We start from the raw sequence: 26,478 nt of genomic DNA, 5'->3' as shown, positions 1-26,478 counted from the left end.
CCATGGGCTGGCGCGCACGTTGGCTGTTGGCTTGCTGGTTGCCAGTGGCCGCCTACGGGATGGACCCCGGCAAAGACCCGGTGCCATCGGTGATGTGGAGCTATTTCCACCAGCAGTTCCTCGGCAATGCGCCGTTTGTCTTTGATGAACGGGTCAAGCTGCTGGCGCCGCCATTTGCCGAAGATGCGCGGCAGGTGCCCCTGGAAATCGACGCCCGCGCCTTCAAGGGCCAGGTGGTGAAAATCATCGCCTGGGCCGAACTCAATCCACTGCCGAAAATCGTCGACTTCCAGCCGGGCGAGGGCGTGTTGCCGTGGCTGGCGATCCGCGTCCGGATCGAGCAGGCCACGCCGTTGCGCGCCGCCGTGTTGACCACGGATGGCCTGTGGCATGTGGGGTCGACCCTGATCGACGCCGCCGGCGGCGGCTGTACCGCGCCCAGCGTGGTGCGCAGCCAGCCGGGCTGGGAAGAACACCTGGGGGAAGTGTTGGGCGGTCGTTACCCCCGCGAGGATTTCAGCCGACTGCGCCTGCAGGTAGCACACCCGATGGACAATGGCATGGTCAGCGGCATCCCTGAGTTCTACATCAACCACGCCGAACTGCGCGACGCCCAGGACCGGGTGTTGGCGCGCCTGGAGCTGTTCGCGGCGGTCAGCGAGAACCCCGACCTGGCGTTTGACCTGCAAGGCGCCGGGCCGGTGCGCCTGCTGTTGCGCGATACCAGCGGTAGTGAATTCGCCGGGGCCATCCCATGAAGTGGCTATTACTGCTGTTACTCGGCCTGGGCCTGCCCGCGCTGGCCGACCTCGACTACGCCCTCAAGCCCCGGCAGATCGCCGCCGACACCTGGCTGCTGGAAGGCAGCACGGATAATTTCGCCAGGGCCAACGGCGGCAACATCGTCAATACCGGGTTTATCGTGACCCATGCCGGGGTGGTGGTGATCGACACCGGGCCGTCCCGGCGTTACGGCGAAGCATTGCGCCAGGCGATTGCCACGGTCACCGACAAGCCAGTGATCCAGGTCTTGTTGACCCATCATCACCCCGACCATGTGCTGGGCAACCAGGCGTTCAAGGATGTGCCGATCGCTGCGCTGGCAGGCACCACCACGCTGCTGCGTGAACAGGGCGATGGCATGGCGGAAAACCTGTACCGCATGGTCGGCGACTGGATGCGCGGCACCGAAGTGCTGCTGCCCAGCCAGACGTTGAGCCCCGGAGTGCAGACCGTCGGCGGCCACGCTTTGCGATTGTTGAGCCTGAGCGGCCATACCGGCGCCGACCTGGCGATTTTCGACGAAACCACCGGCGTGCTGTTTGCCGGTGATCTGGTGTTTTACCAGCGCGCCCTGACCACCCCCAACACCCCGGGTCTGGCGGTATGGCTGGCGGATATCGCCACCCTGCAAGGCCTGCCCTGGAAACTGATCGTGCCCGGCCACGGCCCGGTGGCCAGCGATGCCCAACCCTTCGCACAAATGCGTGATTACCTGGGCTGGCTCGACCAACTCATGGCCACCGGTGCTGCCAACGGCAGTGCCATGGGCGAGATGATCCGCAGCCCCATTCCCGAACGTTTTGCGGCCATCAGCCTGAGCCGCTACGAACTGATCCGCAGTGTCAGCCACCTGTATCCCCGCTATGAACGCGCTCAGATGCAACGGATAGATCAATAACAACATCCCCCGAAAGAGGCCTCATCATGATCTACGCACAACCTGGCACCCCCGGCGCCATCGTCACCTTCAAGCCGCGCTACGGTAACTTTATCGGTGGCGAGTTTGTGGCCCCGGTCAACGGTGAATACTTCACCAACACCTCGCCAGTGACTGGCGAGGTGATTGCCGAATTCCCGCGCTCCAGCGCCGCCGATATCGACAAGGCCCTGGACGCTGCGCATGCTGCCGCCGACGCCTGGGGCAAGACCTCGGCCCAGGACCGCGCCCTGGTGCTGCTGAAAATCGCCGACCGCATCGAGCAGCACCTGGAAGTGTTGGCCGTGACCGAGACCTGGGACAATGGCAAGGCCGTGCGCGAGACCCTGAATGCCGACGTGCCATTGGCCGCCGACCACTTCCGTTACTTCGCCGGCTGCATCCGCGCCCAGGAAGGTGGCGCCGCCGAGATCAACGAACTGACCGCGGCCTATCATTTCCATGAGCCCCTGGGCGTGGTCGGGCAGATCATCCCGTGGAACTTTCCGTTGCTGATGGCCGCCTGGAAACTCGCCCCGGCCCTGGCCGCTGGCAACTGCATCGTGCTCAAGCCGGCCGAGCAGACGCCGCTGTCGATCATGGTGTTTGCCGAGCTGATCGCCGACCTGTTGCCGGCCGGCGTGTTGAACATCGTCCAGGGTTTTGGCCGCGAAGCCGGTGAGGCCCTGGCCACCAGCAAGCGCATCGCCAAGATCGCTTTCACCGGCTCCACCCCGGTGGGCGCGCACATCATGCATGCGGCGGCCGAGAACATTATTCCGTCCACCGTCGAGCTGGGCGGCAAGTCGCCGAATATCTTCTTTGAAGACATCATGCAGGCGGAGCCGGCCTTCATCGAGAAAGCCGCCGAGGGCCTGGTGCTGGCGTTCTTCAACCAGGGCGAAGTGTGCACCTGCCCGTCGCGGGCGCTGGTGCAGGAGTCGATCTACGAGCCATTCATGGCCGAGGTCATGAAGAAGATCGTCAAGATCAAGCGCGGCAACCCGCTGGACACCGAGACCATGGTCGGCGCCCAGGCGTCCGAGCAGCAGTACGACAAGATCCTCTCGTACCTGACCATCGCCCAGGAAGAGGGCGCCGAACTGCTGGCCGGTGGCGCCGCCGAACACCTGGCGGGCGACCTGTCCAGCGGCTATTACATCCAGCCGACTCTGCTCAAGGGCCACAACAAAATGCGCGTGTTCCAGGAAGAAATCTTCGGCCCGGTGGTGGGCGTGACCACCTTCAAGGACGAAGCCGAAGCCCTGGCGATTGCCAACGACAGCGAATTCGGCCTGGGTGCCGGGCTGTGGACCCGCGATATCAACCGCGCCTACCGCATGGGCCGGGCGATCAAGGCCGGGCGTGTGTGGACCAACTGCTATCACCTGTACCCGGCGCATGCCGCGTTTGGTGGCTACAAAAAGTCCGGGGTAGGGCGTGAGAACCACAAGATGATGCTCGATCATTACCAGCAGACCAAGAACCTGCTGGTGAGCTACGACATCAACCCGCTGGGGTTCTTCTGATCGCCTGATTGAACTGCCAGCTTCCACCCTTTGATGGGTAGGCATCAGCCGCCCTGCTTGAAATGCAATCAAGTGTGGGAGCTGGCTTGCCTGCGATAGCGGTTGTTCAGCTTGCATCATTGGCGGCTGACCTTCGGTCATCGCAGCATGAGTAGCTACACAACCCTCTTCTGGGTATGTGTACATATCCATTGCTGCGGTCACGGCCACTTAGGGTTCCGCCCTTACGGCGGGTCACTTTTGGAAAAGAGCCCCAAAAGTAACCAAAAGGGCTCTTGCCCCACCACTCGGTGCCTCGCCTAGGCTCGGCATGCCCGTCATCCGACATTGATTTGGGGGGCCGCCGCGATGGGCCATCCATGGCCCAGCGCGGCTAACCCGGCGTCCTGCCGGGTTACCCCCCAAATCAATATCGGATGACGGCCAGCGTGGTTTAACGGGGCGCCTAAGATCAAAATCACCAGCAAAGCGAGGCGGCCTGACAGCCGACCTGATCGTCGAATCGTGCGCGTACCCCTGTGGGAGATTCTATGTACATCCGAGACTAATGACTGCGGCCGGTTCGTTCGAAAGTAGCATTCGCTCGCCAGCCCACCCATGTATTAATGCCTGTACCGGACTCTCCCGGTATAACAAGAGGAACGCTCCCATGTGGACCAAACCCGCCTACACCGACCTGCGTATCGGCTTTGAAGTGACCATGTATTTCGCCAACCGCTGAAACCATCCCAGGAGCCGGCCTGCCGGCTCCTGCAGGGATAAGGGCTAGCCCATTGGTCTGATTGCATTCGCCAGCGGATGCGTTAGTGTGGCCCGTATCTTCCAAAACAATAAAAACAGGCTTTCCAATGAGCCATAGCCTCAGCCAATTGCGTAAATTCGTCTCCCCAGAAATCATCTTCGGCGCCGGTTCCCGGCACAATGTCGGCAATTACGCCAAGACCTTTGGTGCGCGCAAGGTCCTGGTGGTCAGCGATCCGGGTGTGGTCGCTGCCGGTTGGGTCGCGGATGTCGAGGCCAGCCTGCAGGCCCTGGGGATCGAGTACTGCCTGTACACCGCGGTGTCACCCAACCCGCGTGTCGAAGAAGTGATGCAGGGCGCCGAGGTCTACCGCGAGAACCATTGCGATGTGATCGTCGCCGTCGGCGGCGGCAGCCCGATGGATTGCGGCAAGGCCATCGGTATTGTGGTCGCCCATGGGCGCAGCATTCTTGAGTTCGAAGGGGTGGACACCATCCGCGTGCCCAGCCCGCCGCTGATCCTGATCCCGACCACCGCCGGCACCTCGGCCGATGTGTCGCAGTTCGTGATCATTTCCAATCAGCAGGAACGCATGAAGTTTTCCATCGTCAGTAAGGCAGTGGTGCCGGATGTGTCGCTGATCGACCCGGAAACCACCGCCAGCATGGACCCGTTCCTCTCGGCCTGTACCGGGATCGACGCGCTGGTGCATGCCATCGAAGCCTTTGTGTCCACCGGCAACGGCCCACTGACCGACCCCCATGCGCTGGAAGCCATGCGCCTGATCAATGGCAACCTGGTGCAGATGATCGCCAACCCCGGCGATATCGCCCTGCGCGAGAAAATCATGCTCGGCAGCATGCAGGCCGGCCTGGCGTTTTCCAATGCGATCCTCGGCGCGGTGCATGCCATGTCCCACAGCCTGGGCGGCTTTCTCGACTTGCCCCATGGCCTGTGCAACGCGGTGCTGGTGGAGCATGTGGTGGCGTTCAACTACAACTCGGCGCCGGAACGGTTCAAGGTGATTGCCGAGACCTTCGGCATCGACTGCCGGGGCCTCAACCACCGGCAGATCTGCGGGCGGCTGGTGGAGCACCTGATTGCCCTCAAGCACGCCATCGGCTTCCATGAAACTCTCGGCCTGCACGGGGTGCGCGTGGCAGATATTCCGTTTTTGTCGCAACACGCCATGCATGACCCGTGCATCCTGACCAACCCGCGTGAGTCGAGCCAGCGTGACGTCGAGGTCGTCTATGGCGAAGCTCTCTGACGAGCAGCAGCGGGCTCTGGCCGGGCTGCTGGGGCTGGGCGATCACTCGGCGCGCAAGAGCCACTACCCGGAGCTGACGGCGCGGCTGGATGAACTGGAGGCCGAGCGCAAACGCTATATCCGCCTCAACGATGAGCTGGAACAGCGGGTGGCGGCGCGCACCGATGAGCTGCTCGAAGCCAACCACAACCTGCAACAGCAGATCGCCCGGCGCGAACAGACTGAACAAGACCTGCGCGACGCCCGTGACGCCGCCCAGGCCGCCAATCGCAGCAAGGACAAGTACCTGGCCGCCGCCAGCCATGACCTGCTGCAACCGCTCAACGCGGCGCGGCTGCTGATCTCTACCCTGCGTGAACGCAACCTGCCCAGTGTCGAGCAAGTGCTGGTGGAGCGCACCCATCAGGCCCTGGAAGGGGCCGAGGACCTGCTGACCGACTTGCTGGATATCTCGCGCCTGGACCAGGCGGCGGTCAAGCCGGACGTGGCGCTCTACCGCCTGGATGAGCTGTTTGCGCCGCTGGTGTCGGAGTTCCATTCGGTGGCCCAGGCGGCGGGCCTCAAGCTGCGGGCGCGCACTGCCGGCTACGCGATCCGCACGGACTTGCGCTTGATGACGCGTATTTTGCGCAACTTCCTCAGCAATGCCTGCCGCTACACCGACGAAGGTTGCATCCTGTTGGGCGCGCGGCGACGCGGTGATCGCCTGCGCCTGGAGGTCTGGGACACCGGGCGCGGAATCGCGGCGGACCGGTTGAGCTCGATCTTTCTGGAGTTCAACCAACTCGATGTCGGCCGCGCCGCGGATCGCAAGGGCGTTGGGTTGGGCCTGGCGATTGTCGAGCGTATCGCGCTGATTCTGGGTTACCCGGTGGCAGTACGCTCATGGCCGGGGCGCGGCTCGATGTTCAGCATCGAGGTGCCGTTGAGTGCCGAGGTACCCCTGGCCATCAGTCAGTTGCCGACACAGCCGAGCACCGGTAATCCGTTGCCCGGGCGCCGCCTGCTGGTGATTGATAACGAGCTGAGCATCCTTGAAAGCATGCGCGCGCTGCTCGGGCAGTGGGGCTGCGAGGTGGTGACCGCCACCGACCAGGCCGGTGCCTTGCTGGCGTTGCAGGGCCGGGCGCCGGAGCTGATCCTGGCTGACTATCACCTCGACCATGGGGTGGTGGGGTGTGCGGTGGTCAAGCAGTTGCGCGAGCATTTCGCCCAGAACATTCCCGCCGTGATTATCACGGCGGACCGCACCGACCAGTGCCGCCGCGCCCTGCGCCGCCTGGAAGCACCGTTGCTGAACAAACCGGTCAAGCCAGGTAAGTTGAGGGCGGTGTTGAGCCAGTTACTGGGGTAGGGCAATACTCCCTGCTCTTGTACGGGGCTATCGTTAAAAATTCTTTCGCTCTGAATAAAAATTACATGCTGTGTGTTTCTGTAAAAGCAGCACAAACTTTGCCTTATTCCACTGTCATTTAAATAGATGGTGATTTAAGGAGCGCTCCATGCAGTCGATTTTTCATCTGGCCTACCATGTTCGCGATTTGGAAGTTTCACGTCAGTTCTACTGTGACTTGCTGGGTTGCGCACAAGGGCGCAGTACGGATACATGGATGGACGTGAATTTCTTCGGGCATCAATTATCCCTGCACCTGGGTGAGCCCTTTGCCGTCACTGATACCGGCAGGGTCGGCGACCATCTGGTACCGATGCCTCATCTGGGGGTGTTGCTGGAGATGCCGGACTGGCTGGTGTTAAAGGACCGTTTGATCGCGGGCGGGGTGAAGTTTGTCCTCGCCCCTTATCTGCGCTTTGCCGGCGGACCGGGCGAGCAGGCAACCCTGTTCTTCCTGGATCCGGCCGGCAATCCCATCGAGATAAAAGGCTTCTGTGATTTGCAATCGGCGTTCGCTGTTTAACGCATGTTACGCAAACGACGTTAAGTTGATTTAAGTCTTTTGGGCACGCCAGCCAACGGTAGGACGTGAACTCGTCAAGTTGCTCAATGGCTGCGACGGAACCTGGAGCGCGTGCGTATCCCGGAGCAGGCCCACAAGTTTCCGGGGCAATTGTCGGGCGGCCAGCAACAGCGCGTGGCGATTACCTGTGCCCTGTGCATGAAGCCGAAAATCATGCTGTTCGACGAGCCGACCTCGGCGCCCAATGACTTCTTCGACAACCCGCAGATTTTGCATTGAGCCCTTGGGCAGACAGGCCTGTAACAGAGGAATGCCATGTACCGTTTTGATCATTTGGATGCCTCCGCCCTGGCACAGCGGGTCTGTGCGGGTGAGGTGAGCGAAGAGACAGTCGCCGCACACTTCCTTGGGTGTGCCGAGGCCCAGGAGTCGACAATACAGGCCTTTGTTTCGTTCGACCCCGACGCGGTTCGTGCTCAAGCGAGGCAATTGACCGGGACGCGTGCCCGAGGTCTGTTGGCAGGTGTTCCGGTGGGGGTCAAAGATAACTACGACACCGTGGATCATCCCACCGCTTTTTACTCGCCGATCTATGAGGACAACCGCCCGTCCCGTGACGCACAGGTTGTCTCGCTGCTGCGCCAGGCGGGGGCGCTGATTATGGGCAAGACCCATACCACCGAATTCGCCTATATGCACACCGGGCCGACGCGCAATCCCCGGGACCCCCGACGCACGCCTGGGAGTTCGAGTGCGGGCTCGGCGGCGGGGCTGGCGGCTGGATTCTTTCCCATCGCCCTGGGTACGCAGACGGCCGGATCATTGATCAAACCTGCCGCTTACTGTGGGGTGCACGCCTTCAAACCCAGCTATGGGCTGGTCTCGCTTGAGGGGGTCAAGCCACTGGCTCCGAGTTTCGACACGGCCGGCTGGTTTGGGCGTTCGGTGCGTGACTTGAGCCTGATTGCGCAAGTCCTGATCCCGGGGTTCCCGGCGCGCCCCGCGGAAAGCCCGCTACGGTCGTTGGGTTTTTGCCGTACGGCGCGCTGGGATCAGGTGGACAAGGACGTGGCCCTGGCACTGGAAGCCGCTATGGATACGCTGCGTGCGGCAGGGCACCGAGTGAGCGAGGTGGTGTTGCCCGAGGGGTTTGCCAGAGTGTTTGATGACCATCTGCTGATAAACGATTGTGAGGGCGCCCGCTCATTGGCCGCTGAGCTCAATCGACATCCGGACAAGATGAGCATGGAAATTCTCGATATGTTCGCCCGCGCCGAGCGGACCAGTTGGGAGCAAGAGTCAGCGGCGAAGAGGCGTCTGGCACAGTTGGCGCCGGTGCTGGAGGAGATATTCAAACCGTTTGACGCCGTCCTGGGGGCGAGCTGCGGCATCGTCGCCCCGTTGGGCCTTGGCGCCACTGGGCCGTCGGATTTCATCAAATTCTGGATGGCATTTGGATTGCCGCAGGTGAATATTCCTCTTGTGCACAAGGCCGCAGAGCTGCCGGTAGGGCTGCAAATAATCGGAGGATTTAGAAACGACAGCCTTTTGCTAAGCGTGTCTGAGCAGGTCGATGCTCTGCTGCGGCCGGCTGGCCGATAGAGGGGGGCGGTGCTCACGTGTTGGTCTGGCACGTTGATACCCGTCAACACGGCGTGCGGTGCTTTGCCTCATGCTGTCGGCCTGATTTGAAGGCTGACGGAGAACCCCATGAACGGCCCCGCAACAACCGCTGCATCATTCAAGTTGCCCATGGGCCTGGTGATTGCCGTACTGGTGATGGTCGGCGTGCTGCTGTTGCCGCTGCCCGCCGATTTGCCGGTGGCCGGCCAGCGGATGCTGGCGATCCTCGCGTTTGCCGTGGTGGTGTGGATCACCGAAGCGGTGTCCTACGAAGCCAGTGCGATCATGATCACCTCGTTGATGGCCTTTCTGTTGGGCACCGCACCGTCCTTGCAGGACCCGACGCACCTGATCGGTTCCAGCCCCGCTATCAGCATGGCGCTCACCGGGTTTGCCAACCCGGCCCTGGCCCTGGTGGCCGGTGCGTTGTTTATCGCCGCCGCCATGACCCACACCGGCCTCGACCGGCGTATCGCCCTGGTGACTCTGACCCGGGTCGGCACCAGCACTCGCGGGATCCTGGTGGGCGCGATTGCGGTGACCATCCTGCTCAGCCTGGTGGTGCCCAGCGCCACCGCCCGCAGCGCCTGCGTGGTGCCGATCATGATGGGGGTGATTGCCGCGTTTGGCGTGGACAAACGCTCGAATATCGCCGCCGGGATCATGATCGTCGTCGCCCAGGGCACCAGTATCTGGAACGTCGGGATCCAGACCGCCGCCGCGCAGAACCTGCTGACGGTCGGTTTTATGGACAAGATGCTCGGCCAGCGCGTGTCGTGGATCGACTGGTTGATCGCCGGGGCGCCGTGGGCGCTGATTATGTCGGCGGTACTGCTGTTTCTGGTGCTCAAGTTGCTGCCCCCGGAAAGCAATAGCATTCCCGGTGGCAAGGAAGCTGTGGCGCAGTCCCTGGTGGAGATCGGCCCGATGACCGGGCCGCAGAAGCGCTTGCTGACCGTTTCGGTATTGCTGCTGCTGGCCTGGGCCACGGAAGGGCGCCTGCACAGCTTCGATACCACCTCCACCACCTACGCCGGCCTGGTGTTCCTGCTGCTGCCGGGGATCGGCGTGATGACCTGGAAGGACGTGCAGTCGCGTATCCCCTGGGGCACGGTGATTGTGTTCGGTGTGGGCATCAGCCTGGGTACCGCGTTGCTCACCACCCAGGCCGGGCAATGGCTGGGCTCGCAGGTGGTGGGGCATACCGGCCTGGATCAACTGGGGCCGCTGGGGGTGTTTGCGATCCTCGGCGCATTCCTGATTGTGATTCACCTGGGCTTTGCCAGCGCTACCGCGCTGACCTCGGCGTTGTTGCCGATCCTGATTGCCGTACTGCAAACCCTGCCGGGAGACTTCAGCCGGCTGGGCATGACCATGTTGCTCGGGTTTGTGGTCAGCTACGGTTTTATCCTGCCGATCAACGCCCCGCAGAACATGGTGTGCCTGGGCACCGGCACCTTCACCGCGCGGCAGTTTGCCAAGGTAGGCTTGCTGGTCACGGTGATTGGCTATCTGCTGATGCTGGTGTTTGCCGCCACCTACTGGAGCTGGCTGGGCTGGATCTAAAACCTCCTGTGGGAGCTGGCTCTCACAGGAGGGGCTCGGCTGGGGCACATAATTTGCGCCACATCACAAATCAAATGTGGGAGCTGGCTTGCCTGCGATGGCAGTGTGTCAGCCACCAGAAATAGCGCCTGAACCGCCGCTATCGCGAGCAAGCCCGCTCCCACAGGGGGGCGGCTGGGCACATATTTGCGCCACATCACAAATCAAATGTGGGAGCTGGCTTGCCTGCGATGGCAGTGTGTCAGCCACCAGAAATAGCGCCTGAACCGCCGCTATCGCGGGCAAGCCCGCTCCCACAGGGGGGGCGGCTGGGCACGTATTTGCGCCACATCACAAATCAAATGTGGGAGCTGGCTTGCCTGCGATGGCAGTGTGTCAGCCACCAGAAATAGCGCCTGAACCGCCGCTATCGCGGGCAAGCCCGCTCCCACAGGGGGGCTCGGCTGGGCACATATTTGCGCCACATCACAAATCAAATGTGGGAGCTGGCTTGCCTGCGATGGCAGTGTGTCAGCCACCAGAAATAGCGCTTGAACCGCCGCTATCGCGGGCAAGCCCGCTCCCACAGGGGGGCTCGGCTGGGCACATATTTGCGCCACATCACAAATCAAATGTGGGAGCTGGCTTGCCTGCGATGGCAGTGTGTCAGCCACCAGAAATAGCGCCTGAACCGCCGCTATCGCGGGCAAGCCCGCTCCCACAGTGGGGGCGGCTGGGCACATATTTACGCCACATCACAAATCAAATGTGGGAGCAGGCCAGCTCCCACAAAGATGACAAGATGAACCCCGCTCAGGTCTACTAAGCTCTGAGTCAGGGTTTTACCGGCCTCGTGCGTCGGTCATCAAGGTCACGAATGGATAAATACACCCCGCACACCTGGCAACCCCACGAGCGTCCGAGCTTGCCGGGGTCGCCGTCGACGCCCCATCACCCCACGCTCAAACGCTGGGCCTTTGCCCTGGTTGGGGTGCTGGTGGCAATCACCGGCGGCCTGGGCAATGCGCTGGTGATCGCCAATCTGCCGTATCTGCAAGGGGCATTGGGCGCGACCACCGCCGAAATGGCCTGGCTACCCGCCGCCTATGTGATGACCAACGTGTCCATGAACCTGCTGCTGGTGAAGTTCCGCCAGCAGTTCGGCTTGCGCGCGTTTACCGAAGTGTTCCTGGTGCTCTACGCCCTGGTCACCTTTGGCCATCTGTTCGTCAATGACCTCAGTTCGGCAATCGCCGTGCGTGCCGCCCACGGCATGGTGGGCGCGGCCCTCAGTTCCCTGGGGTTGTACTACATGGTCCAGGCGTTCCCGGCGAAGTGGCGGCTCAAGGCTCTGGTACTGGGCCTGGGTACCGCGCAACTGGCGTTGCCGATGGCGCGGCTGTTTTCCGAAGACTTGCTGCAGATTGCCGAGTGGCGCGGCCTGTACCTGTTTGAGCTGGGCATGGCGCTGACTTGCCTGGGCTGTGTGTTCCTGCTCAAGTTGCCGCCGGGTGATCGCTTCAAGACCTTTGAAAAGCTCGACTTCCTGACCTTTGCTTTGCTCGCCTCGGGCGTGGCATTGCTCTGCGCGGTACTGTCCCTGGGGCGCATCGACTGGTGGCTGGAAGCCCCGTGGATCGGCGTGGCCTCGGCCTGTTCCCTGGTGCTGATCATGGCCGGGCTGGCCATCGAACATAACCGCGCCAACCCGCTGCTGATGACCCGCTGGCTGGGCGGCGGGGTGATGATCCGCCTGGCCCTGGCGGTAATCCTGATCCGCATGGTGCTGTCCGAGCAATCCACCGGCGCCGTGGGCTTTTTGCAGGCGCTGAATATGAGCAGCGAGCAGATGCGCACCCTGTACCTGGTGATGCTGTTGGGGGCGATCAGTGGCCTGGTGATCAGCGCGTTGACCATCAACCCGGCACACTTGCTGATGCCCTTGGTGATTTCCCTGGCGCTGATGGCCACGGGCTCGGTGATGGACAGCTTCTCCAGCAACCTGACGCGGCCGCAGAACATGTACCTGAGCCAGTTTCTGCTGGGGTTTGGCGGTACCTTCTTCCTCGGCCCGACCATGGTGCTGGGCATGCGCAATGTGCTGGCCAACCCGCGCAACCTCGTGAGTTTCTCGGTGTTGTTCGGGATCTGCCAGAACCTCGGCGGGCTGTTGGGCGCGGCGTTGCTCGGCACCTTCCAGGTGGTGCGGGAGAAATTTCATTCGAGCATGATTGTCGAACACCTGACCCTGCTGGATCCGCGGGTCGCGGCCCGTGTACAAAGCGGCGGCTCGGCCTACGGCTCGGTGATTGCCGACCCGGAACTGCGCAACCTGATGGGCATTCGCAGCCTGGCCACCGCGGCCACCCGCGAGGCCAATGTCATGGCTTATAACGACGTGTTTATGCTGATCGCGATCATCGCGATCCTCACCATGTTGTGGATCTTTACCCGCAGCCTGTGGCTGATGAGCACCACCAAGAAAGCTGCCGCCAGTGCAGCGCCTTCCGTTCAACCTAGCGGCGCACTTCCTTCATGAGCGAACCTACGGCTACCACCACGACCACCAATGCCATTGCCGCCACCCCGGAGGGCAGCACGCCACCGGGTGCGACGGCCACCGAGCCGCGCTCCCTGGGCGTGCGCATCGTCTCGTCCCTGGGCTTTGCCGCGATTGCCATCGTTGGCGTGTTGATTGTGCTGTACGCCTGGCAATTGCCGCCGTTCAGCAGCGCCGTGGAAACCACCGAAAATGCTCTGGTACGCGGCCAGGTGACGATCATCAGCCCGCAATTGGGCGGTTATGTGTTCGAGGTGCCGGTGCAGGACTTCCAGCACGTCAAGGCCGGGGATTTGCTGGTACGCCTCGACGACCGCATCTACAAGCAGCGCCTGGATCAGGCCCAGGCGCAACTGGCGGTGCAGCAAGCCGCCCTGGCCAACGTGGTGCAACAGCGCAACAGTGCCGAGGCGACCATCAAGCTGCGCCAGGCTGCCCTGGCCGATAGCCAGGCCCAGGCGCGCAAAAGCACCGCCGACCTGCGTCGCAACGAAGAGCTGATCAGCGACGGCTCGGTGTCGCGCCGAGAACTGGACGTGACCCGCGCCGCCAACGCGCAAACCATCGCCGCTGTGGCCCAGGCCCAGGCCAGCCTGGAAATCGCCCGCCAGGACCTGCAGACGGTAATCGTCAATCGCGGCTCCCTGGAAGCGGCGGTGGCCAGTGCCGATGCGGCGGTGGAGCTGGCGCGGATCGACCTGTCGAACACCCGCGTCCTGGCCCCCCGGGACGGTCAACTGGGGCAGATTGGTGTGCGCCTGGGGGCTTACGTCAACTCTGGCGCGCAGTTGATGGCACTGGTGCCGAACCAGTTGTGGGTGATCGCCAATATGAAAGAAACCCAGATGGACAACGTGCAGGTGGGCCAGCCGGTAACGTTTACCGTGGATGCCCTGGACCACCGCAAGTTTCATGGCACGGTGCAGCGTATTTCGCCGGCGACGGGGTCTGAGTTCAGCCTGTTGCAGGCCGATAACGCCACCGGCAACTTCGTCAAGATCGCCCAGCGCGTGCCGGTGCGGATCACGGTGGACCCCGATCAGGAGCAAAGCGAACGCCTGCGACCGGGGCTGTCGGTGGTGGTGAGTATCGACACGGCGGGGCGCTTGAAGAACAGTCCGCCTTGAACTGGACGATGTTCCTACAGCATCGGTGGCAGGGTGCCCAATAGGGAAACGGCCGCCACCGCTGCCGCGCCCAACAGCCATTCCAGCAACACGCTGGCCTGCAATTGGCCACGTCGCTGCTGGCAATCCTGGGTCCGTATCCGGTTCAGCACTGCCAGGCCGAGCATGCCCGCCACCAGCAGCGCCTTGATCAACAGGATCAAGGCAAACCCGCTGAACAGCGGGGTAGGCCAGAATTGCCCGGTGAGCACGCGGATATTGATCAGCCCGGTGACCAGCAAACCCGCCACCAGCCCGTAACCGATGCCACTGAAGCGCTGCAGAATCTCTTTCAGGGGCGTGTGCTGCGTTTGGCGCAGGAGCAGGACCAACAACAGCAACCCACCGAGCCACGCACCGACGCAGAGCAGGTGCACCGCCTGGTTGAGGATCAGCAATTGCCCGCTAAGGCCACTGAGCATGGCGCCATGGCCCACGGGGGCCAGGGTTGCCAGGAGCAGCGCCGTCAGGGGCAGGCGCGCGCGGTTGCAACGTGTCAGCAGGCTCAGCACCAACAGGCCATTCAACAGCAGGTGCACGCTCCAGACCTGGCCGAAAAAAGTCTTGCCCAGCACCAATTGCACCGTTGCAAGGTCCAGCGCCAGCAAGTCGCTGCCGGCCATGCTGGCACTGATCAACAGCAGCCACGCCACACCGCTGCCCAGGGCCAGCCAGGCCAGTGGCCCGGTGAGGCGCGCCAGTTGCCGGTCCACTGCCGGCTGGGGCTTGGTGCCCAGGAGCAAGGGCCGGAACACACTGGCCCCGAACATCAGCAGCACCGCCATAAAGTGCAGGAAACGGCACAGCACCAGCAGGGTTGCCATGGGTTATTGGCCGACCTTGAAGCTGTAGCTGCCTGCGCTCTTGTGGGTATCGACCGAGATGGCGTGCCACTCGACCTTGTAGGTGCCGGCAGCCAACGGGGCGGCCGGGGTCACCACCAGAGTTTTCTTGTCTTTGTCCGGAGTTTCCAGGCCCTTGACCGCCACTTCGGTACCGTCCTTGCTCAGGGACACCTTGGTGAACGTGGCTTCGACGCCTTCGGAAAACACCAGGCGCAGGTCGGCGGGGGCCGCGACGGTGCTGTCGGCCGCCGGCGTGGTGCTTTTCAGGTGGGCGTGGGCCAAGGCCGCCTGGGCGCCCAGCAGAGAGGTCAGCAAGGCAACCGCCATCAACGTGTTCTTGATCAACATCGTGCACTACCTATCAAGGGGAGGAGCGGGCAGTGTACGAAGTTTCCACTCAGGCTGTCGCCCCGATCTAGAGCGGATGGTAGTCTTCCAGGCATGTCGTTGTCAGGGAGCCCCTATGGGCAATCACAAGATCGGTATCCGTCGGGTCAACGTCGAAAAGATTCTGCTGGCCGCTGAAAAGGTCTTCGCCGAAAAAGGCTATGGCAGCACCGCCATGGCCGACATTGCCGAACAGGCACAACTGCCGCGCTCCAACCTGCATTACTACTTCAGCACCAAGAGCGAGTTGTACAGCGCAGTTTTGTTCGACCTGCTGGAAGTGTGGAAGCAGGATGCGCTGTGCTTCGAAATGTTCGATGACCCACGGGTGGTGCTCAGCAGCTACATCCGGGCGAAGATGCAGCACTCGCGCAGCCGCCCCTATGGCTCGAAAGTCTGGGCCAATGAAATCATCCACGGCGCGCCGACCCTCGGCGAAGCGCTGGATGCGAGCCTCTACGATTGGGCCAAGATGAAGGAAGCGAAGATCCGCCAATGGGTGGAAGACAAGCGCATCCTCGCGGTGGAGCCGTCGAGCCTGCTGTATATGATCTGGGCCTCGACCCAGCACTATGCCGACTTCGATCACCAGGTGATGATCCTCAACGACCATCAGGCGCTGTCGGATATGCAGTTCGAGCGGGCGGTGCAGACGGTGACCAGTGTGATTTTGCGGGGGATTGGCTTGGAGCCCTGAGCTTTGGGGAGAGGTTGAGGGCCTCATCGCAGGCAAGCCAGCTCCCACATTGGATTGGATTCACACCATTGAAATGTGGAAGCTGGCTTGCCTGCGATAGCGATTTAAACGGTTACACCGCCTCCCGATAGGGGTTCCTCGGATCCTGGGTCCAGTTGAGAAACGGCTTGCCAGTGTCCATCGGCACCATCTCGATGCAATCCGCCACCGGGCAGGTGATCTGGCACAGGTTGCAGCCCACGCATTCATCGTCGATCACTTGGTACACGTGGGTGCCATCGGCCTGCTTGAGGCTGGCAATCGCCTGGTGCGAGGTGTCTTCACAGGCAATATGGCAACGCCCGCAGCCGATGCACGCGGCCTGGTCAATCTTGGCGATGACCTGGTAGTTGATGTCCAGGTACTTCCAGTCCGTGGTGTTGCCCACCGCGCGCCCGGAAAAATCCTGCAGGCTGCTGTAGCCCTGGCTGTCCATCCACCGCGACAAGCCATCCTTCATCTCGTCGACAATCCGAAAACCATGCAGCATCGCCGCCGTGCACACCTGCACTGCACCGCAGCCCAGGGCGACGAATTCTGCGGCATCGCGCCAGTTGCCGATGCCGCCGATCCCACAGATCGGCAGGCCCTGGGTCTGGGGATCACGGGCAATTTCGGCGACCATGTTCAAGGCAATCGGCTTGACCGCCGAGCCGCAGTAGCCGCCGTGGGTGCTTTGGGTGCCGACGATCGGCAGGGCGACCATGCGTTCCAGGTCGACGCTGGTGATGGAGTTGATGGTATTGATCAGCGACACCGCATCGGCGCCCCCGCGATACGCGGCACGGGCGGCCACGCGAATATCGGTGATGTTGGGCGTGAGCTTGACGATCACCGGCAGCGAACAGTAGGTCTTGCACCAGCGTGTCACCTGTTCCACGTACTCCGGCACCTGGCCCACGGCCGCGCCCATGCCCCGTTCCGGCATGCCGTGGGGGCAGCCGAAGTTCAGTTCGATGCCATCGCAACCGGTGGCTTCTACCAGGGGCAGAATGTTTTTCCATGACTCTTCGACGCACGGCACCATCAACGACACAATCAGTGCGCGGTCCGGCCAGTCCTTTTTCACCTGGGTGATTTCCCGCAGGTTGATCTCCAGGGAACGGTCGGTAATCAGCTCGATATTGTTGATACCCAGCACTTCGCGGTTGGCGCCAAAGTGCGCCGAATAACGGGACGAGACGTTGACCGCCGCCGGGTCCTCACCCAGGGTTTTCCAGACCACGCCACCCCAGCCGGCCTCAAAGGCGCGGACCACGTTGTAGGCTTTGTCGGTGGGTGGCGCAGAGGCCAGCCAGAACGGGTTGGGGGCTTTGATACCTGCGAAGACAATCGAGAGATCGGCCATTTACGCAGCCTCCACGTTGAGCATGAGTTGAGCGTGCATGGCCTCGGCGGCCAGCTTGCCGTGTTGCACGGCCTGGACGGTGAGGTCTTGCCCGAGGCTGATGCAATCGCCGCCGGCATACACGCCGGGGATACTGGTTTGCAGCTGCGCATCGACAAAGATCCGTTCACCCTGGCGTTGCAGTTGCTGGGCCAGGGGATCGTGCAAGGCCTGCTCGTCGAAGCCTTGGCCGATGGCCTTGAAGATCGCATCGGCCGCCAGCTCGAAGGTTTCGCCGGTGGTGTGCAGTCGGCCGTTTTCCAGGCGCGTGCGGGCAAAGCGCATACCGCGTACCTGGCCGTGGTCGTCCAGCAGCACGGTGTCGGGTTGGGCCCAGGTCAGCAGGCGGACCTGGTTGGCCTTGGCGATCTCTTGTTCATGGTCGGTGGCGCCCATGTCGGCAAGGCCACGGCGATATACCAGGTTGACGTCCCGCGCGCCCAGGCGAGCCATTTGGACGGCCATGTCGATGGCGGTATTGCCGGCACCGAGCACGATGCAGCGGTCGGCCAGGGGCAGTTGGCTGAGGTCGTCGGCCTGGCGCAGCTCACGGATGTAGTCGGTGGCGGCGAGCAGACCGGGGGCGTCTTTGTGGGGCAGGCCCAGGTGTTTGCTGGCGGCCAGGCCCAGGCCGAGGAAAACCGCGTCGAATTGCTGGTGCAGGTCGCTCAGGCTCAGGTTGTCGCCCAGGCGCTGGCCGTGGCGGATTTCGATGCCGCCGATCTGCAAGAGGAAATCCAGCTCCTGCTGGGCGAAGTCATCCACCAGTTTGTACTTGGCGATCCCGTATTCATTGAGGCCGCCGGCTTTTTCCCGGGCTTCGAAAATCACCACGTCATGCCCATGCAAGGCACTGCGATGGGCGCAGGACAGCCCCGCAGGCCCGGCACCGACCACCGCGATGCGCTTGCCGGTAGGGGCGGCGCGCTGGAACGGGTGTTGCTCAAAGTGCGCGTTGTCGATGGCATAGCGTTGCAACAGGCCGATCAGCACCGGGGCGCATTCGTCGCTGTGGTTGCGCACACAGGCCTGCTGGCAGAGGATTTCTGTCGGGCAGACCCGGGCGCAACTGCCGCCGAGGATATTGGCCGAGAGAATCTTCTGCGCCGCGCCCTGGACGTTGTCGGTGTGGATATTGCGAATGAACGAGGGGATGTCGATCTCGCTGGGGCACGCGTTGACGCACGGCGCGTCGTAGCAATACAGGCAGCGCGAGGCTTCCAGGTGGGCCTGGCGGGCATTGAGGGGCGGTGCCAGGTCGGTGAAATGGCTGGCGAGGGTCGCCCCATCTTCGTTGGGGTGGGGGAGGTGGTTCAGGGTCTGGATCACGGTAAGGGCCTCACGGTTTTTTTGCCTCTGGCGGGCATTGGTTTTTTGTTGTTTGCACTGGCCTCATCGCGGGCAAGCCTGCTCCCACATTTGATCGGGTTCACCTATCAACGGGTGGCAGCTGGCTTGCCTGCGAGTGGCGATTTCAGCGGTTTATCGCGACTGGCCTGGAATGCTCGGCCCGCTTGCGCAGCTGCTCGAACACCGCCGGATACGCCGGCCGTTCGACATAGCGCCCGGCACCACGCTCGGCGCGCAGGTCGCCATCGACCCACACCAGCTTGCCCTGGCTGATGGTGTGGCTGGGTACGCCACGTACGGTCTTGCCTTCGAAGATATTGAAGTCCACCCGCTGGTGGTGGGTCTTGGCCGAGATGGTCCGTGTGCCCTGGGGATCCCACAGCACCAGGTCGGCATCGGCACCGACGCGGATCGCCCCCTTGCGTGGGTAGAGGTTGAAGATTTTTGCGGTGTTGGTGGAGGTCAATGCGACAAACTCCTGCATCGACAGGCGCCCGCTGTTGACGCCTTCGTCCCACAGCAACGCCATGCGGTCTTCGATGCCGGCGGTGCCGTTGGGGATCTTGCTGAAGTCGTCACGCCCGGCGGCCTTTTGGTCGGCGCAGAAGCAGCAGTGGTCAGTCGCGGTTGTGTGCAGGTTGCCCGATTGCAGGCCGCGCCACAGTGCGTCTTGATGCCCGCGGGGGCGGAAGGGCGGGCTCATCACGTAGCCCGCTGCGGTTTGCCAGTCGGGATGCTGGTACACGCTGTCGTCCAGCAGCAGGTGCCCGGCCAGGACCTCGCCGTAGACCGCCTGGCCCTTGGCGCGGGCGTAGGTGATTTCGTCGAGGGCTTCCTGGGTCGAAACATGCACCAGGTACAGCGGCGTGCCGATGGTTTCGGCAATCCGGATCGCCCGGCTGGCCGCTTCGCCTTCCACTTGTGAAGGGCGCGACAGCGGATGGGCTTCGGGCCCGGTGATGCCCTGGGCCATCAGCTTGCGTTGCAGGTGATACACCAGCTCGCCGTTCTCTGCATGCACGGTGGGCACCGCGCCCAGTTCCAGGCAGCGTTCGAAGCTGGCGACCAGGGTGTCGTCGGCGGCCATGATCGCGTTCTTGTAGGCCATGAAGTGCTTGAAGCTGTTGATGCCGTGGTGGCTTACCAGCTCGGCCATTTCCTCGCGCACCTGTTCGCTCCACCAGGTAATCGCGACATGAAACCCGTAGTCGGCCGCCGACTTCTCGGCCCAGCCGCGCCACTGATGGAAGGCCTCCAGCAACGACTGCTGCGGGTTGGGAATCACGAAGTCGATGATCGACGTGGTCCCGCCCGCCAGGCCTGCTGCCGTACCGCTGAAGAAGTCCTCGCTGGCCACGGTGCCCATGAAGGGCAGTTGCATGTGGGTATGGGGGTCGATACCGCCGGGCATCAGGTATTGGCCGCTGCCATCGAGTATCTCGGTGCCGGCGGGCACCTCCAGATCAGTGCCAATAGCGCGGATTAGACCGTCTGCGCACAAGACATCGGCTGGATAACTTTCATCATGGGTAACAACGGTGGCGCCGCGGATCAACAGAGACATGCCGAGTTCCTCAGGGGCTTGACCGGCTTATGCCAGTTCTAAGTGTTGTAGTTCTGCTCACCGTACAGAATCTATTCTTGTCATCGGTGACAGGAATAGAAACTAGCCCGAGTTTTTCGAATGATCAAGATTATTTTTTATAAGTATATATCTGTAATAACTTATTGATTTATAAGGGTAAAAACTGAAAATCACCAAAATGTAGCGACCTCTCACCATTTTGACGCACTTGACAGGTTCCCAATATGAGCAACATTTCCTATTGCAAATCAGACGCTTGAGAGTTGCCTCTTGACGGCAGGCAGTAATAAAAATAATTGTGTTGCACCAGATTGAGTCCTGATTGTTCGGACAACTTCTGCGTTATTTGGCCTGAGTAACGTTGAAAGTGCCGTGGGACTTTTCGGTAAACAAAATAAAGCTGATAAACATCAGCCAGTTATATAAGCGGTACGGATGCGGTGACGGTGTGCGGCACGGTAATTGAGTGCGCTGCCGGTTGGCCGGGTCCGTGATGTCATGTTGTCCATGCGGGACTGCGGCCATCCAGCGTTGAACGCCGGATGAGCAACAATAATTCAAAAAAACCGTGGAGCGGCCATGCAACAGAACAGATCGCAAGTCATAGAACGCGACGGCCTGTATGAACTCGACGCCGGCAGCGACGTCCTCGACAGCCCCCGTTACAACCACGACATGGCACCGACCAAGGTGCACGAACGAACCTGGAACAAGTGGCACATCACCGCGCTGTGGGTCGGCATGTCGATCTGTGTGCCGACCTACACCCTGGGCGGGGTGCTCACCGCGTACTTCGGCTTGTCGGTGGGCGAGGCGCTGGTGGCGATCCTGCTGGCCAATATCGTGGTGCTGGTGCCCCTGACGCTGAATGCCTTTCCGGGCACCAAGTACGGCATTCCGTTCCCGGTGCTGCTGCGTTCATCCTTCGGCATCCTTGGTTCCAATGTGCCGTGTCTGATCCGAGCGCTGGTGGCCTGCGGCTGGTTCGGTATCCAGACGATGTTCGGCGGGCTGGCGATTCACTTGTTCCTCGGCTCGATCTTCGAGGGCTGGAAGAGCCTGGGCGGCACCGGTGAGGTGATCGGCTTCATGATCTTCTGGGTGCTGAACCTGTGGGTGGTGCTGCGCGGTGCCGAGTCGATCAAATGGCTGGAAACCCTGTCGGCACCGCTGCTGGTGGCCGTGGGTATCGGCCTGCTGGTGTGGGCGTTGCCCAATGTGTCGCTCAGCGAGTTGATGGCGATCCCGCCCAAGCGGCCCGAAGGGGCGAGCCTGACGGGGTACTTTATGGCCGGGCTGACCGCGATGGTCGGGTTCTGGGCCACCTTGTCCCTGAATATTCCTGACTTCAGCCGTTATGCCAAAAGCCAGAAGGACCAGATCCTGGGGCAGATTTTCGGCCTGCCGCTGACCATGTTCCTGTTCGCCGCCCTGGGCGTGATCATGACCGCCGCCTCGGTGAAACTGGTGGGGGTCAGCGTCTCCGACCCGGTGACCCTGATTGGGCACATCCAGAGCCCGGTGTGGGTCGCGGTGGCGATGGCGCTGATCATCATTGCCACGCTGTCGACCAACACGGCGGCCAATATTGTCTCGCCCACCAACGACTTCCAGAACATCGCGCCCAAGCTGATCAACCGCACCACCGCCGTGATACTCACCGGCCTGGTGGGGCTGGCGTTGATGGCCCACGAACTGCTGAAAAAGCTCGGCCTGATCGTGTCCGATGTCAGCCTGGAAACCGTGTATTCCAATTGGTTGCTGGGTTATTCGAGCCTGTTGGGGCCGATTGCCGGGATCATGGTGGTGGACTATTTCCTGATCCGTCGCCAGCAACTGGACCTGGCGGGGCTGTACCGCGATGACGTGTACCCGGCCTGGAACGTGGCGGGTTTTATCGCTTTCGGTGTGCCGGTGGTGCTGACCTTGCTGTCGTTGGGCAGCGATGCCTTCAGCTGGTTCTACAGCTACGGCTGGTTTACCGGATCGGCATTGGGCGGGGTGTTGTATTACGGGCTGTGCAGCAAGCGCAAAACCAGCCCTATCGCCGCTAAATTTCCGTCGTAAATGCGGTCAATGTGGGAGCTGGCTTGCCTGCGATAGCGGTGGTAACTGACCCGCCGCCATCCCAGGCAAGCCAGCCCCCACGGATATCGCGCCGACTCAAACAATAATATTGCCTGAGGAGATCCCCATGAACGCTGCCATCGACGTTCTGCAATCCACCCATCAGCACATCAACCGCGACCGCCTGTGGCAGTCGTTGATGGACCTCGCCAAGCTTGGCGCTACCCCCAAAGGCGGTGTGTGTCGCCTGGCCCTGACCGACCTCGATCGTCAGGCCCGGGATCTGTTTGTGCAGTGGTGCGAGGCGGCGGGGTGCACTGTGACCGTCGATGGGGTGGGCAATATTTTCGCCCGTCGTCCGGGGCGCAACCCGGCGCTGGCGCCGGTGATGACCGGCAGCCATATCGACACCCAACCCACTGGCGGCAAGTTCGATGGTTGCTTCGGTGTATTGGCGGGTGTGGAGGTGTTGCGCACGCTCAATGACCTGAAGATCGAAACCGAGGCGCCGCTGGAGGTGGTGGTGTGGACCAACGAAGAAGGCTCGCGCTTCCCACCGTGCATGATGGGCTCCGGTGTGTTCGCCGAGAAATTCACCCTGGCAGACACCCTGGCCAAGACCGACGCCGAGGGCGTCACGGTGGGCGATGCACTGAATGCGATTGGCTATGCAGGCACCCGGCCGGTCAGCGGGCATAAGGTGGGGGCCTATTTCGAAGCCCATATCGAACAGGGGCCGATCCTGGAAGACGAACGCAAAACCATCGGCGTGGTGCTGGGGGCGCTTGGCCAGAAATGGTTCGACCTGACCCTGCGCGGCGTTGAGGCTCATGCCGGGCCGACGCCGATGCATCTGCGCAAGGACGCTCTGGTCGGCGCTTCGGCAGTGGTGGCTGCGGTCAACGCCGCAGCCCTCGGCCATCAGCCCCATGCCTGTGGCACCGTGGGTTGCCTGCAAGCCTACCCGGGCTCGCGCAATGTGATCCCCGGCGAAGTGCGCATGACCCTCGACTTCCGCCACCTGGAACCGGGGAGCCTGGATTCGATGATTGCCCAGGTGCGCCAGGTGATCGACGACACCTGCGCCAAGCACGGCCTGACCTTCGAAATGGTGCCCACCGCCGATTTCCCACCGCTGTATTTCGATAAGGGCTGTGTCGATGCAGTGCGTGAGGCGGCCAATGGCCTGGGGTTGTCGAACATGGATATCGTCAGTGGCGCCGGGCACGACGCGATCTTCGTCGCTGAACTGGGGCCGGCGGGGATGATATTTGTGCCGTGTGAAGGCGGGATCAGCCATAACGAGATCGAAAATGCGGCACCGGATGACCTGGCGGCGGGGTGCGCGGTGTTACTGCGGGCGATGCTGGCAGCGTCAGTTGCGGTCGCTCGCAAACAGCTGGCCTAGATCTGTAGGGGCCGGCTGCCTGCCGGCTCCTGGCTGGGCTCAGGCGTGATGCGCGACTGGCTTGTGGCTCTTGGCGTGTGCAGCGGGTTTGGGTTGTGGATGATGGTGCCGGCGGGTCACGCGCAAGACCCCCCACAACATGGCGCCGGCGACGGCCAGCCAGCTAAGCACCAGCATGAAAATCGTGGTTGTCAGGCTCATAAGTGCCTCCTTTTGCCCTGTGCAGGGCACTCACTGTCTTTGCAATGGACAGTCTAGCTGCCTCCCGGTTGCGTGCTATTGACCAATGGTCGTGTACATCCAACTTGTTTGCTCTATGCCGGGCTTTTTACTGTGGCCCAAGGCTATACCCGCGTCCCCGGGCGCCCTATGATCAACGCCCCAGCCCGCTGATGATCAAGAGAGTGAAGAAGTTGCGTTTACGGTCGAACCTCAAAACATCCTTGTTGGTGGCTGCCTGCGTCCTCGGCTTGGCCGCGTGTGCGGGGCATCCCACTCCCTCGAACCTCCGCGGTTTGCCCGAGCGCGTAGAGCTCAACGGGGTGCCGGCGTTTCGCGGTGACACCTATCAGGGTGGTCCGGCCGCTTTGGCTAGCATGCTGTCGCAACAAGGCATTGTGATTACACCGGGGTTGCTGGATAAGCCATTGCATTTGCCGGGCGGTGAAGCCGACCTTGAGCGCAATATGCAGGTACTGGCGCGTGAGTACGGGATGCTGGTGTATCCGCTGGACCCCAAGCTGACCGCGCTGTTGGCGCAGGTGGCGGCGGGCTACCCGGTGATGGTGCGGATTACCGAGGGCTCGACGCTATGGGCCGAGCCGCGTTATGCGGTGCTGGTGGGGTTTAATCAGCAAAACAGTACGGTGGTGTTGCGAGTTGCCAGGGACCGGAGGCGCCCAGTGGCGTTCAGCGACTTCGAGTCCGCCTGGAAAAGCGCCGGCCAGTGGGCGGTGCTGGTCCAGCGGCCAAGCCAGTTGCCGGCCAACCTGGATGCGGGTAGGTGGCAGCAGGCCGCCAACGCCACGGCCCAGGCCGGCCAGGAACAGGCGGCCGCCCAGGCACTCAAGGTGATGGCCGAAAGGCCGAAGCAGCCATAATGCAAACGGCGCCCGAGGGCGCCGTTTTTTGTGCCTGTCAACCGTGCCTCAGTGGGACTGGGCGACCCCGGTCTGGCGGGCCTTGAGGTTCTTGTCGGCCTTGTATTGCAGGGCTACGTCCGGCACCGAGCCGCTCTTGCCGGTTTCAATCCACTTGCGAATGCGGCTGGCATCGGCAAAGTGTGTGAACTTGCCGAAGGCATCGAGGATCACCAGCGACACCGGGCGATTGCCCATGCTGGTCACCAGCACCAGGCAGTGGCCGGCCTGGTTGGTGAAGCCGGTCTTGGTCAGCTTGATATCCCAGTTGGCACGGTTGACCAGGTGATCGGTGTTGGAAAAGCCCAGGGTGTAGTTGGGCTTGCGGAACGACACGGTCTTTTCCTTAGTGGTGCTCAATTGCGTGAGCATCGGGTACTTGCGCGCGGCCTGCACCAGCTTGCTCAAGTCGCGGGCGGTAGACACGTTATGGATCGACAGACCGGTCGGCTCGACATAGCGCGTGCTGTTCATGCCCAGGGCCTTGGCCTTGGCGTTCATCGCGGCAATAAACGCGGCATAGCCGCCCGGATAGTGATGGGCCAGGCTGGCGGCGGCGCGGTTTTCCGAGGACATCAGGGTAATCAGCAACATCTCCTTGCGCGGCATCTCGCTGTTGAGCTTGACCCGCGAGAACACCCCTTTCATTTCCGGGGTGTCGCTGATGTTGATGGAGATGTACTCGTCCATATTCTGCTTGGCGTCCAGCACCACCATGCCGGTCATCAATTTGGTGACGGAAGCAATCGGCACCACTACGTCGGGGTTGCTGGCGTAGATCACCTTGTTGGTTTGCAGGTCCACCAACATCGCGCTGCCCGAAGCGATGTGCAGTTGCGAGGTGTCCCGTGGGGCCAGGGTGGTTTCGCTGGCGTTGGCGACGGTGCCGGCGAATGCGAAGAACAGGCTGACAAGAGAAAGACGAATATTCACGCGGATGAACTCGCTAAAAGGTAGAAAAATACCGGGTGTGACCGGCTATATGAAAAATGACGTTACATATTATTAGTATGGATCAGAAACTGATAGAGAGCCTTTAAATAAAGGCTGTAAGCCGATGATTGGTTAGGGTTGTAGCGCAAAGCGCGTTGCCGAGCAGGTATGGCAAAAACGCTTCTGTCAGCCCTGGGCATGTAGGACTGACACAAAAGCCTCAGGGCCTTTGAGAGGGGCTTTTTGTCAGCGGTGCGTCGAGTAGGAGTCGTTGAAATCAGGGACGAAGATGAACGGTAAAACGATTCGTTGGGCCACCCATTTATTACTGTGCGTAGGGGTACTACAACGTTGTTGATCGGTGAAGCCGCAGATGCCACTGACCATCATAGGGTTATGGGGTTTGGGGATTGCACTGCTGATTGGCGTTGCTTTTAAGTGCGCAGGCATCACTTTCAGAAAGCCGCGGCGCACTGTTCTATCGAGCGGGAATAAAAAAATCCGCTGCCAGACAGCTGGCAGCGGATTTTTCAGGAAGCCCGGCGTGACCTGTGAACAGCCTTGGGTCAAGGCGGGGCTCTTTTGGCGCTG

Annotated in this window: 23 protein-coding genes and 1 pseudogene; 16 read left to right on the top strand and 8 right to left on the bottom strand. The window is 61.9% G+C overall.

The window, feature by feature from the left end:
- Positions 1-2: 2 nt before the first annotated feature.
- The 12 genes and pseudogenes from HBR94_RS20110 to HBR94_RS20055 all read left to right on the top strand — a co-directional run bounded on the left by HBR94_RS20110 (position 3) and on the right by HBR94_RS20055 (position 14,011).
- The gene (locus HBR94_RS20110) at positions 3-758 is read left to right on the top strand and encodes a quinoprotein dehydrogenase-associated SoxYZ-like carrier (RefSeq protein WP_057960073.1); all 756 of its coding nucleotides are present in this window, start codon (positions 3-5) and stop codon (positions 756-758) included.
- Positions 755-1,681, top strand: coding sequence for a quinoprotein relay system zinc metallohydrolase 1 (locus HBR94_RS20105; RefSeq protein ID WP_170045442.1), 927 nt, complete (start codon positions 755-757; stop codon positions 1,679-1,681). The genes HBR94_RS20110 and HBR94_RS20105 overlap by 4 nt, the downstream gene beginning before the upstream one ends.
- 26 nt (positions 1,682-1,707) lie before the next feature.
- Entirely contained in the window at positions 1,708-3,228 is a 1,521-nt protein-coding gene (locus tag HBR94_RS20100; RefSeq protein WP_057439402.1) for an aldehyde dehydrogenase family protein, read from the top strand.
- A 649-nt stretch (positions 3,229-3,877) separates the two neighbouring features.
- Complete coding sequence (gene pqqA / locus HBR94_RS20095; protein ID WP_003243383.1) at positions 3,878-3,949, top strand: pyrroloquinoline quinone precursor peptide PqqA; 72 nt, start codon at positions 3,878-3,880, stop codon at positions 3,947-3,949.
- A 127-nt stretch (positions 3,950-4,076) separates the two neighbouring features.
- Positions 4,077-5,240, top strand: a complete 1,164-nt coding sequence (gene ercA / locus HBR94_RS20090; protein WP_170045441.1) for an alcohol dehydrogenase-like regulatory protein ErcA — start codon at positions 4,077-4,079, stop codon at positions 5,238-5,240.
- Positions 5,224-6,594, top strand: a complete 1,371-nt coding sequence (locus tag HBR94_RS20085; protein WP_170045440.1) for a hybrid sensor histidine kinase/response regulator — start codon at positions 5,224-5,226, stop codon at positions 6,592-6,594. The genes ercA and HBR94_RS20085 overlap by 17 nt, the downstream gene beginning before the upstream one ends.
- Positions 6,595-6,742: 148 nt before the next feature.
- The gene (locus HBR94_RS20080) at positions 6,743-7,156 is read left to right on the top strand and encodes a VOC family protein (protein WP_057439400.1); all 414 of its coding nucleotides are present in this window, start codon (positions 6,743-6,745) and stop codon (positions 7,154-7,156) included.
- Between the two features lie 90 nt (positions 7,157-7,246).
- Positions 7,247-7,393, top strand: a pseudogene (locus tag HBR94_RS20075) (ATP-binding cassette domain-containing protein); the annotation flags it as partial.
- A gap of 78 nt (positions 7,394-7,471) precedes the next feature.
- A complete protein-coding gene (locus HBR94_RS20070) occupies positions 7,472-8,758 on the top strand; it encodes an amidase (RefSeq protein ID WP_170045439.1) in 1,287 nt (428 codons plus the stop codon).
- A 108-nt stretch (positions 8,759-8,866) separates the two neighbouring features.
- Entirely contained in the window at positions 8,867-10,345 is a 1,479-nt protein-coding gene (locus HBR94_RS20065) for a DASS family sodium-coupled anion symporter (protein ID WP_170045438.1), read from the top strand.
- An 856-nt stretch (positions 10,346-11,201) separates the two neighbouring features.
- On the top strand, positions 11,202-12,863 hold the full coding sequence (locus tag HBR94_RS20060) for an MFS transporter (protein WP_120733519.1): 1,662 nt from the start codon (positions 11,202-11,204) through the stop codon (positions 12,861-12,863).
- On the top strand, positions 12,860-14,011 hold the full coding sequence (locus tag HBR94_RS20055) for an HlyD family secretion protein (protein WP_115128515.1): 1,152 nt from the start codon (positions 12,860-12,862) through the stop codon (positions 14,009-14,011). The genes HBR94_RS20060 and HBR94_RS20055 overlap by 4 nt, the downstream gene beginning before the upstream one ends.
- A gap of 14 nt (positions 14,012-14,025) precedes the next feature.
- On the opposite strand, the gene copD is transcribed toward HBR94_RS20055, so the two are convergent.
- Entirely contained in the window at positions 14,026-14,874 is an 849-nt protein-coding gene (gene copD, locus HBR94_RS20050; RefSeq protein WP_170045437.1) for a copper homeostasis membrane protein CopD, read from the bottom strand.
- 3 nt (positions 14,875-14,877) lie between these two features.
- Complete coding sequence (copC, locus tag HBR94_RS20045; protein WP_120733517.1) at positions 14,878-15,243, bottom strand: copper homeostasis periplasmic binding protein CopC; 366 nt, start codon at positions 15,241-15,243, stop codon at positions 14,878-14,880.
- Between the two features lie 115 nt (positions 15,244-15,358).
- On the opposite strand from copC, the gene HBR94_RS20040 reads away from it, so the two are divergent.
- Positions 15,359-15,979, top strand: a complete 621-nt coding sequence (locus HBR94_RS20040; RefSeq protein ID WP_029298440.1) for a TetR/AcrR family transcriptional regulator — start codon at positions 15,359-15,361, stop codon at positions 15,977-15,979.
- A gap of 112 nt (positions 15,980-16,091) precedes the next feature.
- Here HBR94_RS20040 and preA read toward each other — a convergent pair whose 3' ends face one another.
- The 3 genes from preA to hydA form a co-directional block, all read right to left on the bottom strand.
- On the bottom strand, positions 16,092-17,366 hold the full coding sequence (preA, locus tag HBR94_RS20035) for an NAD-dependent dihydropyrimidine dehydrogenase subunit PreA (RefSeq protein WP_057441482.1): 1,275 nt from the start codon (positions 17,364-17,366) through the stop codon (positions 16,092-16,094).
- Positions 17,367-18,734 carry an NAD(P)-dependent oxidoreductase gene (locus HBR94_RS20030; protein ID WP_170045436.1) on the bottom strand — a complete coding sequence of 456 codons (1,368 nt, stop codon included), beginning with the start codon at positions 18,732-18,734 and terminating at the stop codon, positions 17,367-17,369. It lies immediately after the preceding gene.
- Positions 18,735-18,879: 145 nt separating this feature from the next.
- On the bottom strand, positions 18,880-20,319 hold the full coding sequence (gene hydA / locus HBR94_RS20025; RefSeq protein ID WP_057441486.1) for a dihydropyrimidinase: 1,440 nt from the start codon (positions 20,317-20,319) through the stop codon (positions 18,880-18,882).
- A gap of 600 nt (positions 20,320-20,919) precedes the next feature.
- Between hydA and HBR94_RS20020 the strand changes: the two genes are divergently transcribed.
- Positions 20,920-22,407, top strand: a complete 1,488-nt coding sequence (locus HBR94_RS20020; RefSeq protein WP_057441488.1) for an NCS1 family nucleobase:cation symporter-1 — start codon at positions 20,920-20,922, stop codon at positions 22,405-22,407.
- 127 nt (positions 22,408-22,534) lie between these two features.
- Positions 22,535-23,815 carry a Zn-dependent hydrolase gene (locus tag HBR94_RS20015; RefSeq protein WP_170045435.1) on the top strand — a complete coding sequence of 427 codons (1,281 nt, stop codon included), beginning with the start codon at positions 22,535-22,537 and terminating at the stop codon, positions 23,813-23,815.
- Between the two features lie 39 nt (positions 23,816-23,854).
- Here HBR94_RS20015 and HBR94_RS20010 read toward each other — a convergent pair whose 3' ends face one another.
- Positions 23,855-24,016, bottom strand: coding sequence for a hypothetical protein (locus tag HBR94_RS20010; RefSeq protein ID WP_170045434.1), 162 nt, complete (start codon positions 24,014-24,016; stop codon positions 23,855-23,857).
- A 212-nt stretch (positions 24,017-24,228) separates the two neighbouring features.
- On the opposite strand from HBR94_RS20010, the gene HBR94_RS20005 reads away from it, so the two are divergent.
- Complete coding sequence (locus HBR94_RS20005; RefSeq protein WP_057441587.1) at positions 24,229-24,915, top strand: peptidase C39 family protein; 687 nt, start codon at positions 24,229-24,231, stop codon at positions 24,913-24,915.
- 48 nt (positions 24,916-24,963) lie between these two features.
- Here HBR94_RS20005 and pbpG read toward each other — a convergent pair whose 3' ends face one another.
- On the bottom strand, positions 24,964-25,887 hold the full coding sequence (gene pbpG / locus HBR94_RS20000; protein WP_057441495.1) for a D-alanyl-D-alanine endopeptidase: 924 nt from the start codon (positions 25,885-25,887) through the stop codon (positions 24,964-24,966).
- A 246-nt stretch (positions 25,888-26,133) separates the two neighbouring features.
- Entirely contained in the window at positions 26,134-26,457 is a 324-nt protein-coding gene (locus tag HBR94_RS19995) for a hypothetical protein (RefSeq protein ID WP_157717301.1), read from the bottom strand.
- Positions 26,458-26,478: the final 21 nt, after the last annotated feature.

This window comes from Pseudomonas sp. WS 5412 (assembly GCF_012985615.1).
Taxonomy (GTDB): Bacteria; Pseudomonadota; Gammaproteobacteria; order Pseudomonadales; family Pseudomonadaceae; genus Aquipseudomonas; species Aquipseudomonas shahriarae.
This window is presented reverse-complemented; position numbering and strand designations above follow the sequence as displayed.